Genomic DNA, 16,076 nt, shown 5'->3' on the forward strand with positions numbered 1-16,076 from the left:
CGAACGGCGCGCCGCTCAGCCCGCCCTCCCCCACCCAGTTGCCTGCCAGCGACATCGCCAGGCCGTCCACCCGCTTCGCGTGCGTCGCCACCAGGCCGATGGACACGTTGTTGACCACGTTGCCGGTGTGGAAACCCGACGTACTCAGCCCCGGCACCAGGGTGAGGCTGAACGGAATGTGCACTTCGTTCGCGTCGGCCTCCGCCTTCGCCTCGGGCGCGCCTGCCGAAGGCGCATTGGCACCATCAGGCACGACGGACATGGAGGACGCGCCATTCGACGGTGCCACAGGGTTCACATCGCCGGACGCTGACGCGCTCCCCGCGGGCGCCCCGGCGGCCAAGGTGTGGATCACCGGTTGCTCCGCCGCGGCCACCAGCGGTGGTGTGGACAGCTCGCGCGCCACGCCCGGCCAATCGACAGACGCCGCTCCGCTCGCGGAACTCGAGGACTGCCCGCCCGCCGTCTCCTCGGCGGAGGCCGAGAACGCCACCACCGCCGCCATCATCCCCGCGCATACCGAGACCTTGCGATTCATCGCCTGGACCTTCCTGGACTGTTTTGAATGCGGCCCGGCCCGCATCGCGCGGGCACCCGGGCCAGGAGGAGTCATCGGGAGGCGTCGCCGCCCCGCTCGTGCAAGAGAACACCGGCACCGCGCGGAACTGTCACCTGTCCACTTCAGCGCAGCCGCTGACATCGGCCGCCATGTCCTCCCGTGCCCCGTCCCGCCGCGACGTACTCACCGCGACCCTGGGGGCCTGCTCCTGCCCGGCGTCGCCGCCTCACAGCCCGCCCGCTGCCGGCCACCCGCAAACCCTCGCACGCCGCCGACAACGTGCGCGGGGGCTTCGGCCGGATGCCCGACGAGAAGCTCCGCGCCCGCATCGTGAAGGAGTTGGAGGGCTGAGCGGCGGCTACAGCTCCGGATCCGGCGTGTACTGGAGCTCGCCCGTGGGCTCCAGCACCAGGCCCGTGCCGGGCTCGTCCGCTTCGTCGTCGCGGCCCACCTCCAGCACGGACTCCTTCGCGTCCCACTGGCCCAGGTAGTACTCGCCGCCCGCGGCCATGCAGGCGCGGCCTTCCGACACCACCGTCTCCACCACTTCCTTGAGGTCGCTGGTGGCGCGAAGCAGCGTCCACGACTTGCCGTCCTCCTTGAAGCCCTCCACCAACTCCTTGAGCTCAGCGTCGCGAGGCATGCCGTCGGGCAGCGTCTGGCGCTCCCACGTGCGCGGCTCGCGCTGCGGCTGACGGGCCTTCCACGCGCGCGCCAGCGCCAGCAGCTTCTCCTCCGCCGCCTCTTGGAGCGCGTGCATCTCCTCGGGCAGGTCGATCTCCTCCAGCGCCAGCACCGCCGTCTCCAACTGCAGCGCCTTGAGGCTCCACTCGTTCCACGCCGTCTTCAGCATCCGAACCCTCGCTTTCCTGCTCGGCCACCTACCACAGGCCCGCCTGCTCTGGCGGCGGCCAACCCACCGCCATGTGCCCGCCGACCTCCGCGCTGCCTACCTTGTGCTCCCAAGGGAGGCAGCGATGGCCAGGAAGAAGAAGGACACCCAAGACGTCACCGAGCACTTCGATGACCTCATCCAGGGCATCAAGGTCGCGATGATGACCACCGTGGAAGCGGATGGAACCCTGCGCAGCCGCCCCATGTGGACGCACGCGCGAGACTTCGACGGAGAGCTCTGGTTCTTCACCCGCGAGCATTCCCCCAAGGTCGACGAGGTGACGCACGACCACCACGTCAACCTCGCGTACTCGGACCCGACCCGGGACCGCTACGTCTCCGTGAGCGGCCGTTGCCGGCTGGTGCTCGACAAGGAGAAGGCCCGCGAGCTGTGGAACCCCACCCTCAAGGCCTGGTTCCCCGACGGCCTGGACGACCCCGAGCTCGCCCTGCTCTGCGTCCGCGTGGAGAAGGCCGAGTATTGGGACACGCCCAGCAGCCGCATGGTCCAGCTCGCCGGCATGGTGAAGGCCGCCTTCACCGGACAGCCCTACGCGCCGGGCGACCACCAGAAGCTCGACCTGGACGACAGCGCCCCGCTGCCCCACTGAGCCGAACGGGCCCACCGGAATGGGCCGATATCAAGCCGGGACGGCGCCTCGCGACGGCTCCGCCTCCCCTGTCCCACTGACACCTTCTTCATCCTTCAAGCAGGGCGGGTCACCATCAACCCATGGCGAACCTGTCCGAGGAGTGTGCCGTGGATGTCGTCCTTCTGACGACCTGGTGTTTCTCTGACAGCGTCGATCGCCTCGCCTTGTACCTCGGGCTGGCCTGATCCATGAGTGCGGCACCCTCGGGTGGTAAGAGCCGCCACGCTCATGAAGTTGAAGTGATGAACGCTTTAGAGTATCAACCATCCGCTTTCGAGATTTTCCGCATGCACGACCGGTATCGTACCGACCCGCATACGGCCGACTCGAATACGTCTAACGAAGGAACATCACGATGGAAAACAAGAGGTCGGTCGCGAAGCCGGACGGCAAGCTCGCGGTCCTGATTCCGGGTCTGGGCGCTGTGTCCACCACGCTGATGGCGGGTGTCGAGCTGGCGCGCAAGGGCAAGGGTCACCCCATTGGATCGCTCACGCAGATGGGCACCGCCCGCCTGGGGAAGCGGACCGACGGGCGCACCGTGAAGCTCAACGAGCTGGTGCCTCTGGCGGAGCTGAAGGACGTTGCCTTCGGCGCCTGGGACATCATCCGTGAGGACGCGTACGAAGTGGCCGTGCGCTCGGGTGTGCTCAGCGACAAGCACCTGGAGGAGGTGAAGCCGTTCCTCCAGAGCATCAAGCCGAAGCAGGGCGTGCACGACCCTGAGTTCGTGCGCCGCATCGAGGCCAACCACATCAAGGCCACCAAGACGCACCGCGAGAGCATCGAAGCGCTGCGCCAGGACATCCGCGACTTCAAGAAGGAGCTCAACGCGACGCGCGCCGTGATGGTGGTGTGCAGCAGCGTGGAGACCTTCCGTCCGCTGCCCGAGTCCTTCAAGACGCTGGCCGCCTTCGAGAAGGCGCTGGACGAGAACAGCCCGGACATCAACCCCACCGCGCTGTACACCTACGCGGCCATCAAGGAGGGCGTGCCCTTCGCGAACGCCACGCCCAACGCCAGCGTGGACACGCCGGCGCTCCAGGAGATGGCCAAGCAGGAGTCGGTGGCCGTCGCCGGCCGCGACCTCAAGAGCGGCCAGACGATGATGAAGACGGTCATCGCGCCCGCGCTCAAGGCCCGCATGCTGGGTCTGGATGGCTGGTTCTCCACCAACATCCTGGGCAACCGCGACGGCGAGGTGCTGGACGACCCCGCGGCCTTCAAGGCCAAGGAAGTCACCAAGTCGAGCGTGCTGGACACCATCCTGCAGCCCGACCTGTACCCGGAGCTGTACAAGAAGTACGCGCACAAGGTGGCCATCCACTACTACCCGCCCCGCGGCGACGCGAAGGAGGGTTGGGACAACATCGACATCACCGGATGGCTCGGCTATCCGATGCAGATCAAGGTCAACTTCCTCTGCCGCGACTCCATCCTGGCGGCCCCGCTGGTGCTGGACATCGCGCTGTTCCTGGACCTGGCCAAGCGGCTGGAGTGGCGCGGCATCCAGGAGTGGATGTCCTTCTACTTCAAGACCCCCATGGCGCAGCCGGGTCTGCCGGTGGAGCACGACCTCTTCATCCAGCTCACCAAGCTGAAGAACACGCTGCGCGTCGTCGCGGGCGAGGACCCCATCACCCACCTCGGGCTCGACTATTACGGAGATGACCTCCCGCTCTCCAAATAAGGTCACCGCGCTCACGTGGCTCTCCACCGTCCTGGGGTTGAGCCACTTGACGCTGGTGTACGCCACCGGCCGGCTGCGGTGGGACCACGTCGCGGCGGACGCGCTGATTCTGGGGGTGGCCTGGTCGGGCCCCCGCCTTCAGCGCTTCCTCCGCGGTGGGCTCGCACTGTGGCTGACCGGGATGCTGCTGGACAGCCAGGGTCTCTGGCTGTTCCTGCGGGGCCCCATCCACACGGGCGACCTGTGGGAGCTGGAGCGCCAGTGGTTCCCGGCGCCCGGCGGCACCCACTGGCCCGAATGGTGGGCCACGCGCTTCACCCCGGCCTTGGACCTGCTGTGCGGCTTCGCCTACGCGGCGTACCTGTACGAGGTCTTCATCCTGGCCATCTTCTTCTTCGTGAAGAAGGACTCGCTCTTCGAAAGGCTGTGCTGGGGCTTCCTGGCGGCGAACGCCATTGGCGTCGTCATCTACGTGCTCTACCCCGCCGCGCCGCCCTGGTACGTGCTCCAGTACGGCCCGGGACCGGCCGACCTGGCCGCGCCCCCCAACCCCGCGGGGACCGCCCGTTTCGACGAGCTGCTGGGCATCAGTTATTTCGCGAGCTTCTACTCGCGCAGCACCAACGTATTCGGGGCAATGCCCTCACTGCACGCGGCGTACCCCTTCCTGGTGATGATGTTCGTGTGGTCGCGCGGCTGGGCATGGCGCATCTCCACCGGGCTGTTCGCGTTGCTCGTCGCCTTCTCCGCCGTATACCTGACGCACCACTACATCCTGGACGTGCTCGCGGGCCTGGGTGTGGCGGCGGTTGCATTCCTGGCGGTCGAAAGCGTCTACGCCCGTTGGACGGCCACCACACCGTGGGCCGTGTCGTTGACTACAAGAGGAGACACCCGTGCTTGAGAACCTGATGGCGTGGTTGACCGGAAACCTGTCTCCGTCCGCCCGCATCTGGACGGCGCTGGCTCCGGCCATCGTCGCCTGCACGTACTTCATCGGCGGGTTGCTCCTCTTCTGTATCCGCTGCGCCTTCAAGGGCATTCCCCGCGACGAGGAGACGCTCAAGCGCGGCAGCAACGGGCTGGTGGGTTTCTTCCTGCGGCACTACTTCTTCTGGATCATCCAGCCGCTGTGGGCGGTGATTCTGCGCTCGGGCCTGCCGGCCAACGCGCTGTCCATGCTGTCGGGCCTGCTGGGCGTGTCGTCCGGCGTGGCGGTGGCGGCGGGCCGCTTCGCGCTGGGCGGCTGGCTCTTCCTGTTCGCGGGCATCCTGGACGTCATGGACGGGCGCATCGCCCGCACGCGCAAAGAGGCCAACCCCGCGGGCGCGGCGCTGGACTCGGTGCTGGACCGGTACGTGGACTCGGCGATGCTCATGGGTCTGGCCTGGTACTACCGGGACACCTGGGTGCTGCTGCCCGCGCTGATGGCGCTGCTCGGCTCCTCGCTGGTGCCCTACGTGCGCGCCAAGGGCGAAGGCCTGGGCGTCAACGTGCGCGACGGCGCCATGCAGCGGCTGGAGCGGGTGCTCTTCATGGGCGCGGGCACGGCGCTGTCGCCCATCCTGGAGGCCGTCTTCTGGCCCGAGGAGAAGCACCCCATGCACTGGCTCGCGGTGGTGGGACTCGTCTTCGTGGCCGTCATGAGCAACATCACGGCGCTCTCCCGCTTCCGCAACCTGGTGAAGGCACTGGCGCCCAAGCGTCAGGAGGCGCGCTCCGGCAAGGCCATCCTCGGGCTCAACGCCCTGGCGGGCGCGGTGGCCACGGCGGTGGACTTCGCGCTGGTGCTGGCGCTGGTGGAGTGGGCGGGCATGCTGCCCGCATGGGCCACGGTGCTGGGCTGCGGCCTGGGCGCGGTGGTGAACTACTCCATCAACCGGGTGCTCACCTTCAAGAGCAACGGCGCGGTGGGGCGGCAGCTGGCGCGCTACTCGGTGGTGAGTGGAACCAGCGCGCTGCTCAACGCGGGCGGCGTGGCGCTGCTGACGCTGCACCCGCAGCTGGCCTATGCGCTGGGGTGGTGGCTGGTGCGCGGCGTGGTGTACTTCGCGTGGAACCTGCCGCTGCAGCGTGACTACGTGTTCAACAACGACGCGGCTGCTTCCGAGGACCCTCTCATGGAGCAGCGTCCTCATGCGGCCTGATGGGCGCTTCGAGGTGCTGAAGGGCCTGGCTGTGGCCACCGCGCTCATGCTGCCCTCGGTGGCGGCGGCGGGCGCGGTGCTGGAGCCGAAGCTGTCCCCCAGTGACAACTACGGGGAGAACTTCACCTTCATCGGCGACCTGGACGGCGGCACCTTCATCTTCGTGCAGCTGACGGTGACGAACATCGGTCCCGGCTCGCGCACCGGACTGTGCCGGACCACGGTGCTGACGCCGGGGCAGAAGGCCTGGTCGGCGCAGACGAAGGTCAAGACGCGTGACTGGCGCTATGACGCGGAGAGCTCGACGCTGAAGATGGGGCCGTGCTCGGCCCGTTCCGCGGATGGGGCCACGCGCGTGGAAGTCCCGCTGGATGGCGGGCGGGTGCTGCTGGAGTACGCCGCGCCCATGACGCCCCAGGGCCAGGAAGGCACCGAGGTGGAGGTGGGCAAGGACCGCTACCACCACGAGGTGACGCTCGCCTTCAGCGCGTTGAAGGCGACGGTGAAGCGGCCCAAGGGCGAGGACGTCGTCTACACGGGTGGCGGATACGCGGACCACACGCGTTCCACCATTGCTCCAGCGAAGCTTGCGAAGCGGTGGGTGCGCTTCCGGGCGCTGCTCGGCGGCGAGAAGCTGGTGCTGCTGGCGCGTGAGGGGCAGGACGGTGAATACGGCCCCGTGTACGCGTGGGAGGAAGGCACCAAGGCCCGCTCGCTGGAGCACTTCACGCTCGCGCGGGAAGGCGTGAGGGAGCGGAGTTCGTGGACGGTGGAGCTGTTCGCGGATGGCTCCTCTGCCATGGTGCTGCGCTCCACCTCGCTGCTGCAGCGCAGCGCGCCAGTGGAGGATTTGGGCGCGGTGCTGGGCGGGCTGGTGCGCTCGGTGGTGGGCTCGCCGGTGACGTACCTGCACCGGGCGGTGCTGGAGCGTGAGGGGAAGGCGCCGGTGACGGGGCTGATGGAAGTGACGCTCGAGGGCGACCTGTGAGTTTTGCTTTGCTGCGGGAAGTGCACCACGTGCCGGGTGTGCGCGGCTGGGTGCGCAAGCAGGTGCTGCGCTCCGTGGCGCGCTGCGTGGAATGGACCACGAAGCTGCCGGGGCGCGGGCTGAACGTGTCTCAGGTGAATGACTGGCTGTACGTCGGTGGCGCGGTGCCTCGCTCGCGGTACGCGGAGCTGAAGGCGCGCGGCATCACCGCGGTGATTGACGTGCGAGGTGAGCGCTGTGACGACGCGGAGGCGTTGAAGGCGCTGGGCATCGAACTGCTGAACCTGCCAGTGACGGACCGCTATCCGCCGTCGGTGGAGCAGTTGATGCGGGGTGTGGAATGGGCCCTGCCCCGGCTGGAGCAGGGCGGCACGCTGTATACGCACTGCGAGCACGGCGTGGGCCGGGGCCCACTGGTGGGGCTGGCGGTGATGGTGGCGCGCGGCTGGGAGGCGCCGACCGCGTACCGCGAGCTGCGGCAGGCGCGGTGGCAGTCCACGCTGAATGACCGGCAACTGAACGGGCTCGCGGACTTCGTCGCCGCGTGGCAGGCACGGACGTCCGAGCGGGCGGCGTAGACGCAGATGATACCCCAGGGTCCCTTATCCGCGACTGTGGCATGGACTGTCGTGCTGGCCCTTTCGACAGGCACACTGGGGTGCGGAACCAATCCCAACGTTCGGGTCAGGCGGCTCGAGAATGGCCGGCTTCAGGTGGACGGTCCCCTCGCCGGCCCCTTCAAGACGACAGAGGAACTCGCCGCTGCGGGCTGTGAACTCATGACCCGGCAGGGCGGCGCCTCGGCAGGTCCCACAGGCTCCGAGTACTGCGCGCTCAACTACTACGCCCCTGACGAGGATGCGTTCTACTTGAGCTACCTCTCCGACTTCAGAGACCGGGCGGATACTCGCGAGGCCAAGACGTGCTCGATGCCAGAACTCCTCAACGACCCGGAACGCGTGAATGCCATCATCACTGGCGGCGACCACACACATCCGCACAACCCCCGCTTCTCCGCGGCGGACTTGAGTGGGAAATGGCATCCCACGCGTGCGGTGTCTCCGCGCTCAGGCAGGGTTCTTCAGCGCGAACTCTACGTCTTCAACAAGCGAGGCAACGCCCCCTGCACGGCGTACAGCTTCAACTACGCGACGCGAATCGTAGCCGCGCTCCGTGATGGCCAATGGGTCCCTATTGGCCAAGTGTACGACGATAGAGGCAACATCCGGATGTTCGAAGGCATGGGTTGGCACGTTGAATAATGGAACGCGCATAGTCAGGCTCCTGCCGATTCCAGATTCCAGATTCCTCCCGGCGTGTTCATGATGGGAATCGCCTCATGAAACCGTTCCCGTTGGTCACGCTCTTTGCCTGTTCCAGCCTGCTGCACGGCTGCGCCCTATTTGGCTACTACAAGCTCCCCAAAGCCGAGCGGGCATCGCCGGAGGAGGCAGCGAAAGTGACGTTCCCTGACTCCATGGAGCAGGGAACGCACCTGGACGGTCCAGCGATGGCGGCACTCGAAGTCGCGATGAACGACTTCCTTCCCCCGGACGCCAAGGCAGAGGCCCGCACCGAGGGACTGGCACGGTGCCTGTCACAGCGAAGCACCTACGACGTGACGGTATTGAAGCACGACGACCAGCTCTACTTCGTCAGCTTCCTTCCCAGGCTTTCCCGATGCGGAATCGAGCTCGCCGCCCCCATCATGGATGCGGGCGCGACATATGCCATCGATGGGCACGGGCGGATTCTGAGCGAGCTCTAGCTCGCTCGTGCAGACGCTACGGCCCGCTGAAGAGCGCGAGGCCACGCGACAACCAAGCGCGAGCCCTGTCCTCCACGGCATACGTGAAGCCGTCGCGCGAGCCGCGGGCGTACACCTCCTGGTAGCCCACCGGTGCGTCCGGCACTGCATTCCCGAGCCACAGCGTCTGCACGGCGCCGCCCTCCTCGCTCACCTCCACGGAGGCCACGGGCGGAGACAGGCCCGCCTGCGCGTCCTCCACCGCCGCGTCGAGGAGGCGCGAGGCCTCGAGCCGCTGAAGCCAGATGAGATGCGCCTCCACCTGTGACGCGTCGAACCGGAAGGACTCCGGCGGCGACTGCGGCTCACGCAGCACCCAGCCCTGCGCTTCCTTCGCCACCACCACCGTCGTGTCACCGGCCTGGATGCGCACCTGGTTCACCTGCTCCAACGCGAACCGCAGCAGGAGCAGGTCGCGGAAGTCCACCAGTCGCTTGCGCACCTGCGATGCCGCCACCGCGGACACCTCGTACACCCGCGCATCTCCCTCCAACTGGACGAAGACGGTGTCCTTGGACTCCGACGCACGGCTCAGCCGCAACACCACCGTCTTCCCATTCTTGAGGCGCGCCTCCACCGTGTCATGCGCCTGGGTGAGCGCGGCCTTCGCCTCCGTGGCGGCCTCCCCCGCAAGCACGTCCTGCGCCTCGACCTCCAATAAGTCCCGCACGACCTGTTCGACCACGTGCGCGCTGAACCGGAAGCCCTCCGGCACCTGCGTCCCCTCCGCGAGCCGCCAGCCGCCGGGCGCGCCATTCGACGTCACCGTCACTGGCGCTTCGTCCCCGACTCGAAACACCAACTGCGTGATGTCCCCGGGCGCCCCCCGCACCAGTCGCGCGTCACGCCAGTCCATGACGCGCCGACGCCACAACCAGCCCAACAACGTGGGGTGCTCGAAGACGTCCGCGTTGGCCGCCTTGCGCACATAGGTTCCACCGTTCGACGCCCCATCCTTCCCGAGCACCAGCTCCAGCGGAGGGCGGCCCTCCTGGAGGATGCGGACCTTCAGCCCGCGTGCGTCATCCAGCCAGAACTCGTTCAACCGGTCGGCCTCGCCGGTGACGAACTTCGCCCCGGCCACCCGGGTCAGGGACTCCAGCGCGCCCTTCACCATCGCCTCGTCCGCCAGGAAGCGGCTCTCCGGCGAGCCCGGGTCCGCGACCGTCCACCCACTGCCGTCCCGCTGCAGCGTGGCGCGGCGGACGCCCGAGAGCTCCAGCCCGGAGACTCGGGCCGGGTCGAAGCCCGACAGGTCCAACTGGCGTCCACCACCGCTGGCTTCCGGCTGCCCCGGCGGCTGCTCACCGGCGACGAACATGAACACGAGCAGCAGCACGGCTGCGCCAACGACGATGACCAGCGCCTTCTTCATGGCTCTCCCTCGGCTCCGGGCCCAGGGAGAACCCTTACTTCACCCCCGCACGTCTCGGCATCCCCCCTCCGTGACTTTCGGAGGGGACGGTTCATGGAGCCCCGGCCGTCGCCTTGCGCCGCCACGCGGCCGGAGTCACCCCGTGAACGCGGCGGAACTGGCGGATGAAGTGCGTCACGTCCGCGTAGCCCACGCGCTCCGCGATGATGTCCACGCGCTCGTCCGTGCCACGCAGTCGGCGGCGTGCCTCCGCCATCCGGCACTCCAGAATCCACTCGCCCACCGTGCGGCCCGTCTCCTGCCGCACCACGCCCGCGACGTGCGCGGAGGAGCGCCCCAGCGCCTTCGCCACCTGCGCGAGCGACAACGGCTCCAGACAGTGCGTCTCGATGTACGTGAGCGCCTTGCGGCTCAGCCCCAGGGACGGCGGCTCACTCGTACCCGTCTGGGCCGTCATGCGCTCCAGCTCGATGAGGACCAGCCGCAGCAGCGAGCGCGCGGCTTCCTCGCCCCCCGGCTCGTTCCGGGCCACCTCCTCCGACAGCAGGCGCATCCACCGCGCCAGCCTCCGGCGCTGCGGCAGCGTGGGCCGCAGCACGGGGTGACAGCCCTTGCGCACCCGCAGCAACGGCCCCAGGCGGTTCGCGGCCCCACCGTCCTCGCCCAAGGCATCCGGATGGAAGGCCACGCCCCACCCTTCCGCGTTCGAAGCGCCGGCCCCGTGCGCATCCCCGGGCGGAATCAGGTGGACGTCTCCCGCCCGGACCACCAGGTCCCCCGCGTGCCGCATCTTCGACTCGCCTCGCGTCACCAGCATCACCACGGCGTAGGCGTGCACGGCGGTGGCGCGCCCGCCCCGAGGGTGGACCTGAAGGCGCCCCGCCCATATCGGCAGCCGCCCTTTTTCGAAGTCCAGACGCGACGACGAATCGGGCCCCCAGGACGGCTGTCGTGGCTCGGACGGCATCGCCCCTTCGTAGCGAGCGAAGCCGCCGGGCTCAACCCTGAGCAGGTCCATGCGCGGTGCCCGCCCGTTCCAGGTTCAGGTCATGGTTCAACATGCCCGCCGCCATCATCCCCGCGGACGCGGCCACGATGGCCGCCTGCGCCCGGGTGCCGAGGTCCCCCGCCGCGTAGATGCCCGGCACCGACGTCTCGCCCGGGCCCTTCAGCTTCACGAAGCCCTCCTCGTTCAGCTCGAGCCCCAGCCGCTGCACGAGCGACGACTGCCGCTGGGGTGGACGGTCGAAGAGAACCTCCCGGGGCACCCGGGTGCCGTCCTCCAGCTCCACCGCATCCAACTTCTCCCCCGCCGCGATGAGGCCGCGAATACGCCGCGTCTCGAGCCGAACCCCCGCCTTCTCCAGCAGCGCACGCTTGTCGGCGGGCACCTCGAAACCGTCCATGGCGAACACCACCAGGTCGCGGGTCCACCCCGTCAACATCACGGCGAAGTCGAGCGACACCTCGTTCGTGGCCAGCACGCCCCAGGCCCGGTCCTGGATTTCCCAACCATGGCAGAACGGGCACTGGAAGATGGCCTTGCCCCACAAGTCGCTGTAGCCGGGCAGCTCGCGCATCACGTCCACCATCCCCGTGGCCAGCAGCACCCGGCGGGCCTCCACCACGCCGCCCCCTTCGAGCGCCACGCGGAACACCGTCCCCGCGCGCTCGACGTTCAGCACCCGCGCCTCGCGCAGCTCCACGTCATAGGGGCGCATCTGCTCCCAGGCGACACGCCGGAACTCCCGGGGCGGGATGCCATCCCGCGTGAGGTAGGTGTGCACCTCCTCTGCTGCCGCGTTCCGAGGCGTACCCGCGTCGCACACCAGGACCTTCTTGCGGCCACGCCCCAGCGCCAGCGCCGCGCTCAAACCCCCTGGGCCACCACCCACCACCACCACGTCCTTCACGTCCTTGCGCTCCATGTCATCCGTCCTCGTCGCGTCCATTGCGTGTCTGCAGCCCAGGGGCAGCGCGGCACCGGCCAGTCCCAGCCCGGCGAGGGCCAGGGCCTCACGGCGCGTCCACGCCGCCCGATTCGTCATGGAGAAGTGCTAACCGGCGGCCCCCGGCCCCGGGAGGGCGCGGCTTCACGCCGAATCGGCGGATTCGCGCGTTCGTTGCGGCACTCCCTCGGGCGGCGCCACGGCGGGCGGCCTGACACCAGGGTGTGGCTGGCGGGCCGCGGTCCGAGCCTCCAGGCCTTGGTACACGCGTTGCTATCCCAGCCCTCATCAGGAGGATGTCATGCGCTACGCCATGGTGCTGGGAGTCACGCTGGCTTCGTTCGGAGCCGCCGCCGAGGAGCGGTGGACCGCGCCGTATCAAATTGAAGCGGTCTCCGGCCGCACCGCCCGCGTCGTCCTGGGCGAGCAGGCGCCGGAGGACGTGGCCTCACGGCTCCAGCTCATGACGCTCGTCGGCACGCAGGGCATGGCGGTGGCGCGCTTCCAGCGGACGGAGGCCGTGTGCACGGTCGAAGAGGACGTGGACCTGCCGCCCGTCTGCCACACCGTGGGCGTCTACACACAGGCGAAGGGGACGCCGGACATCGGTGAGCACATCGTGGCCCTGGCGGGCACCGTCACGGGCACGGTGAGCATGCCCGCGCCCAAGACGGCGCGGGAGCGTCCTGTCCCGAGGCAGTGGACCTCGGACGCGTTCGAGCGTCCCGTGGACGAAGGCGCCGACCCCTTCACGCCCGCGGGCATCCCCGCCCCTGGCTACCGGTGGAAGACCTCGCCCGAAGGGCATGTGACGCTGGAGTCCAGCCGCGATGGCCAGAACGACGACACACGCGTCCCGCTGGACTCGTGCACACAGGAACGACAGGGCCCCTTCACCCGGCTGGAGTGCTTCCCAGGCGCGCCGCACATCGCGCCGGGCGACTCCCCTGGCGCATCCCTGCTCTACGTCGACCGGCGGCCACTCGTCGTCAGCTTCGCGGACTACGGCGAGGCCACCACGGAGCTCGTCGCCTCACTGCGCGTCGGCGGCGACACGCAGTACCTGGTCCACGTGGGACTCAAGGGGCAGGCCGTCACCGGGCTGCTCTTCCGCGAGGGGAACGCGTGGCGCCTCCTCCTGCGCCCCGCGGACTATCCCGTCATCGGGTGCTGAAGCACGCGGCGCCTACCAGCGCCGCTCCGGCTCCATGGCCGCGGGCCTGCGATTATCAGTGGGCTCCAGCCCGCTCGCCGTGGAGCACCGGCACACCTCACAGCCACGGTCGCGGTCCATGGTGCAGTTCACGCCGGTGACACACGTGAGGTTCCGAGACTCGGCACAGCGCGTCTCGCCCTTCTTCTCCTCGCGCTCCGAACCGTGACGACAGCCGGCCAGGGCCGCCGCTCCGACGGTCGCCAGCATCAGCCACCGCTGCCCACTGCTCCGCATCCACATCCGCGTCATGGTCCACCTCAAGGCACGCATATCGAGCGAAGCAGCCAGCGGCCAGCCGCCCTCACGCCTCCGGCGCGGGTTGCTCGGTCTGCTCTTCCGAGGACGTGCTGTGCTTGCGGCGCCAGCGCTCCACCAGCAGCAGCAGCGACGGGAAGCCCAGCAGCACGATGACCATGTTGATGCCGAAGCCCAGGTTGGCCAGGTCACCAATGGAGTTGAGGCCCGGGTGCTTCGCCAGGATGAGCGCGACGAAGCCGATGGCGCTCGTCAGCAGACCGCCCATGATCGCCCGGCCTGTCTCCGCGTACACGGAGACGAAGTCCGCGCCGCGCTCGCCCAGCCGCTGCACCAGGTGCACCCCCGCGTCCACCGTGGTGCCCACCAGCACCGGCAGCACCATGATGTTGAGGTAGTTGAACTGCAGCCCCAGCAGCGACATCAGCCCCACCAGGCCGACGACGGACAGCAGCGTGGGCAACATGCAGATGAGCGCGGTGCGCAACTTGCCCAGCGTCAGCCACATGGCCACCAGCACGCTCAGCACCGCCGCCGCGAGGATGCGCGGCCCCTCGCGCGACACCATGTCCAGGATGTCCGCCAGGATGAGCGCCTCACCCGCCGCCGACACCTGACTGCCGTCCGGCATCTGCAGGCCACGCACTTCCTTGGCGAACTTCCGCGTGCCCTCGCCGTCCGACAGACTGACGCCACCGGCGTACACCAGCACCACGCCGCCCGTGCTGCCATCCAGGCTCTCGAACTGGTGCCGCACGCTGGTGGGCAGGGCCTCCTGGGTGAAGGGCTTCGCCTTCGCCATGTTCAGCGCGCGCACCAGCGTGTTGCGCGTGTCCTCGGGCAGCCGCTCCGGGTCCAGCTTCCCCAACTTCGCGGAGATGGCTTGGAGGATGGCCTGCTTCTCGTCCTGCCGCTTGGGGACCAGGTCATCCAGCGCGCCCACGAAGTCGATGGTGGACTCCTTGCCCCGCGCCGCCTTGCGCGCCTCCAACTGGCGCACCACCTCGCGCTCCATCTCCTGCGAATCGGTGAGCACCACCACCGGCGTCTGCGAGTAGCCCAGGATGTCGTTCACCTTCTGGTCCAGCACCGCCGACGCCTGCTTGTAGTCCTCCAGCGTGCGCGAGTCGTAGTTGAACGAGATGCGGTACGCCTGTGACACCAGCGCCAGCACGCCCACGCCCACCACGATGCCCACGCCCCGGTAGGAGCGCGGCAGCCAGCGAGCCAGCAGGCTCAGCGGCCCGGCCGCCCCCTCTTGCTGCACCCGCGGCGCCCAGCCGAAGCGCGTGGCCAGCCCCAGCAGCGCGGGCAGCAGCAGCACGTAGGAGAAGATGCTCACCAGCATGCCCACCGCGGCGATGATGCCGAACTCGCGGAACGCCCTGAACTCCGACATGGCCAGGCTGAGGAAGGTCAGCGCCGCCACCAGCGCCGCGATGAGCGAGGAGAAGCCGGTGTGCCGGAAGGACTCATCCACCGCTTCCTCTGAGTTCATCCCCTCCGAGCGCAGCGTCGTGTAGCGCCCCAGCAGGTGGATGCCGTGCTCCACGCCCAGGCCGCCCAGCACCGCCGCCAGGAAGCCCGTCAGGAGGTTCACCTGCCCGTAGGCCAGCCCCACGAAGCCGTACGTCCAGCCCAGGCCCGCCATCACCGGCGCCATGGTGAGGCCCACCGACAACGCGCTGCGGAAGTGGAAGGCCAGGTACGCCAGCAGCAACACCATGGCCAGCGTGGACGCGCTCGCCAGGTCGCCAACGATGACGCGCTGCTGATCAATCTTCTTCTGGAAGGTGCCGGTGACGGCCGTCTTGAAGCCGGGCCCGTACTTCGACAGGTCCTGCTGCGCCAGGAAGTCCTCCACCTGGCCCACGACCTTCTTCGAGTAGTTCAGGTCCGCGGCGCTGCCCCGGGGCTTCGCCATCAGCACCACCATGCGCTCGGTGGGGTTGATGTAATAGAGATCGCCCTGCCCGGAGAGGCGCTGGTTGGCGCGGCCGGTGTACTTCTGCTCGATGTCAGCGAAGTCCACTGACGGAGGGTCCTCCTCCACCAGCGAGACGAAGAGCGGATTGGCCTGCTGCTTCTCCCAGAGGATGCGCGCGTCGATGCGCTCCTGGATGGTCTCCAGGTCGTCGACGTCCACGTAGTAGAGCGAATGCTCGTCGAAGAAGGACCGGGGCCGCTGGTGGGAGACGTAGCGAATCTCCGACAGCTCCCCGAGCTTCGGCGCCATGTCGTCCGCGAAGCGCTTGAGCACCTCCGGATCCGCGCCCATCCCCACCACCACCACGTTGCCCTGGCCACCGAAGCGCTTGCGCAGCTTCTCGATGTCCTGGACGCTGGGGAAGTTCTTCGGCAGCAGTCCCACGAAGTCCGCGTTGAGCGTCAACGTCCTGGCGAAGAACGCGCCGAGCACGGTGAGAACCAGAGCCAGGAGCAGCGCCTGGAAGGGCTTCCGGTGGTTCCGCACCGCCAGGCGGCCCATGGCGCCCTCGAACCGCTCCGACCAACGCTTCTCACTCATGCTTGCGACACCTGCA

General features: G+C 68.6%; 15 protein-coding genes and 1 pseudogene. 9 read left to right on the forward strand and 7 right to left on the reverse strand.

Annotation, left to right across the window (positions count from 1 at the left end):
* Window positions 1-538: pseudogene (locus F8M74_RS29650) on the reverse strand (hypothetical protein); the annotation flags it as partial.
* A 379-nt stretch (window positions 539-917) separates the two neighbouring features.
* On the reverse strand, window positions 918-1,412 hold the full coding sequence (locus F8M74_RS29655) for a hypothetical protein (protein ID WP_141256170.1): 495 nt from the start codon (window positions 1,410-1,412) through the stop codon (window positions 918-920).
* Window positions 1,413-1,536: 124 nt separating this feature from the next.
* Here F8M74_RS29655 and F8M74_RS29660 point away from each other — a divergent pair, with 124 nt between their 5' ends.
* The 8 genes from F8M74_RS29660 to F8M74_RS29695 all read left to right on the forward strand — a co-directional run bounded on the left by F8M74_RS29660 (window position 1,537) and on the right by F8M74_RS29695 (window position 8,699).
* A complete protein-coding gene (locus F8M74_RS29660; protein WP_141256171.1) occupies window positions 1,537-2,064 on the forward strand; it encodes a pyridoxamine 5'-phosphate oxidase family protein in 528 nt (175 codons plus the stop codon).
* Window positions 2,065-2,461: 397 nt separating this feature from the next.
* Entirely contained in the window at window positions 2,462-3,796 is a 1,335-nt protein-coding gene (locus F8M74_RS29665) for an inositol-3-phosphate synthase (RefSeq protein ID WP_011550585.1), read from the forward strand.
* Window positions 3,774-4,700, forward strand: coding sequence for a phosphatase PAP2 family protein (locus tag F8M74_RS29670; protein WP_141256172.1), 927 nt, complete (start codon window positions 3,774-3,776; stop codon window positions 4,698-4,700). Before F8M74_RS29665 ends, F8M74_RS29670 begins: the two co-directional genes overlap by 23 nt.
* Window positions 4,693-5,943, forward strand: a complete 1,251-nt coding sequence (locus F8M74_RS29675) for a GtrA family protein (protein ID WP_141256173.1) — start codon at window positions 4,693-4,695, stop codon at window positions 5,941-5,943. The genes F8M74_RS29670 and F8M74_RS29675 overlap by 8 nt, the downstream gene beginning before the upstream one ends.
* Window positions 5,933-6,931: a hypothetical protein gene (locus F8M74_RS29680; RefSeq protein WP_141256174.1), complete on the forward strand. Its 999-nt coding sequence runs from the start codon at window positions 5,933-5,935 to the stop codon at window positions 6,929-6,931. The genes F8M74_RS29675 and F8M74_RS29680 overlap by 11 nt, the downstream gene beginning before the upstream one ends.
* Complete coding sequence (locus F8M74_RS29685; RefSeq protein WP_011550581.1) at window positions 6,928-7,509, forward strand: dual specificity protein phosphatase; 582 nt, start codon at window positions 6,928-6,930, stop codon at window positions 7,507-7,509. The genes F8M74_RS29680 and F8M74_RS29685 overlap by 4 nt, the downstream gene beginning before the upstream one ends.
* A 135-nt stretch (window positions 7,510-7,644) precedes the next feature.
* The gene (locus F8M74_RS29690) at window positions 7,645-8,193 is read left to right on the forward strand and encodes a hypothetical protein (RefSeq protein WP_228560240.1); all 549 of its coding nucleotides are present in this window, start codon (window positions 7,645-7,647) and stop codon (window positions 8,191-8,193) included.
* Window positions 8,194-8,270: 77 nt separating this feature from the next.
* On the forward strand, window positions 8,271-8,699 hold the full coding sequence (locus F8M74_RS29695) for a hypothetical protein (protein ID WP_141256176.1): 429 nt from the start codon (window positions 8,271-8,273) through the stop codon (window positions 8,697-8,699).
* Between the two features lie 16 nt (window positions 8,700-8,715).
* On the opposite strand, the gene F8M74_RS29700 is transcribed toward F8M74_RS29695, so the two are convergent.
* The 3 genes from F8M74_RS29700 to F8M74_RS29710 all read right to left on the reverse strand — a co-directional run bounded on the left by F8M74_RS29700 (window position 8,716) and on the right by F8M74_RS29710 (window position 12,161).
* Window positions 8,716-10,113: a DUF4340 domain-containing protein gene (locus F8M74_RS29700; protein WP_141256177.1), complete on the reverse strand. Its 1,398-nt coding sequence runs from the start codon at window positions 10,111-10,113 to the stop codon at window positions 8,716-8,718.
* A 91-nt stretch (window positions 10,114-10,204) separates the two neighbouring features.
* A complete protein-coding gene (locus tag F8M74_RS29705) occupies window positions 10,205-11,131 on the reverse strand; it encodes an AraC family transcriptional regulator (RefSeq protein WP_141256178.1) in 927 nt (308 codons plus the stop codon).
* Window positions 11,112-12,161: an NAD(P)/FAD-dependent oxidoreductase gene (locus F8M74_RS29710; RefSeq protein WP_141256179.1), complete on the reverse strand. Its 1,050-nt coding sequence runs from the start codon at window positions 12,159-12,161 to the stop codon at window positions 11,112-11,114. The genes F8M74_RS29705 and F8M74_RS29710 overlap by 20 nt, the downstream gene beginning before the upstream one ends.
* A 202-nt stretch (window positions 12,162-12,363) precedes the next feature.
* Here F8M74_RS29710 and F8M74_RS29715 point away from each other — a divergent pair, with 202 nt between their 5' ends.
* Entirely contained in the window at window positions 12,364-13,236 is an 873-nt protein-coding gene (locus F8M74_RS29715; RefSeq protein WP_141256180.1) for a hypothetical protein, read from the forward strand.
* Window positions 13,237-13,248: 12 nt separating this feature from the next.
* Here the strand turns inward: F8M74_RS29715 and F8M74_RS29720 are convergent, their stop codons facing one another.
* Window positions 13,249-13,527 (reverse strand): hypothetical protein, encoded by a 279-nt coding sequence (locus F8M74_RS29720; RefSeq protein ID WP_141256181.1) that lies wholly within the window; start codon window positions 13,525-13,527, stop codon window positions 13,249-13,251.
* 52 nt (window positions 13,528-13,579) lie between these two features.
* On the reverse strand, window positions 13,580-16,060 hold the full coding sequence (locus tag F8M74_RS29725; RefSeq protein WP_141256182.1) for an RND family transporter: 2,481 nt from the start codon (window positions 16,058-16,060) through the stop codon (window positions 13,580-13,582).
* Window positions 16,061-16,076 lie beyond the last annotated feature (16 nt).

The organism is Myxococcus sp. CA023, assembly GCF_010998615.1.
GTDB lineage: Bacteria > Myxococcota > Myxococcia > Myxococcales > Myxococcaceae > Myxococcus.

Excerpts from the sequence above, each read along its gene's own strand:
- F8M74_RS29715 (WP_141256180.1), top strand. The coding sequence starts at position 12,364 with ATGCGCTACGCCATGGTGCTGGGAGTCACGCTGGCTTCGTTCGGAGCC.
- F8M74_RS29710 (WP_141256179.1), bottom strand. The coding sequence starts at position 12,161 with ATGACGAATCGGGCGGCGTGGACGCGCCGTGAGGCCCTGGCCCTCGCC.
- F8M74_RS29725 (WP_141256182.1), bottom strand. The coding sequence starts at position 16,060 with ATGAGTGAGAAGCGTTGGTCGGAGCGGTTCGAGGGCGCCATGGGCCGC.
- F8M74_RS29705 (WP_141256178.1), bottom strand. The coding sequence starts at position 11,131 with ATGGACCTGCTCAGGGTTGAGCCCGGCGGCTTCGCTCGCTACGAAGGG.
- F8M74_RS29695 (WP_141256176.1), top strand. The coding sequence starts at position 8,271 with ATGAAACCGTTCCCGTTGGTCACGCTCTTTGCCTGTTCCAGCCTGCTG.
- F8M74_RS29660 (WP_141256171.1), top strand. The coding sequence starts at position 1,537 with ATGGCCAGGAAGAAGAAGGACACCCAAGACGTCACCGAGCACTTCGAT.
- F8M74_RS29720 (WP_141256181.1), bottom strand. The coding sequence starts at position 13,527 with ATGACGCGGATGTGGATGCGGAGCAGTGGGCAGCGGTGGCTGATGCTG.
- F8M74_RS29665 (WP_011550585.1), top strand. The coding sequence starts at position 2,462 with ATGGAAAACAAGAGGTCGGTCGCGAAGCCGGACGGCAAGCTCGCGGTC.
- F8M74_RS29700 (WP_141256177.1), bottom strand. The coding sequence starts at position 10,113 with ATGAAGAAGGCGCTGGTCATCGTCGTTGGCGCAGCCGTGCTGCTGCTC.
- F8M74_RS29655 (WP_141256170.1), bottom strand. The coding sequence starts at position 1,412 with ATGCTGAAGACGGCGTGGAACGAGTGGAGCCTCAAGGCGCTGCAGTTG.
- F8M74_RS29670 (WP_141256172.1), top strand. The coding sequence starts at position 3,774 with ATGACCTCCCGCTCTCCAAATAAGGTCACCGCGCTCACGTGGCTCTCC.
- F8M74_RS29680 (WP_141256174.1), top strand. The coding sequence starts at position 5,933 with ATGCGGCCTGATGGGCGCTTCGAGGTGCTGAAGGGCCTGGCTGTGGCC.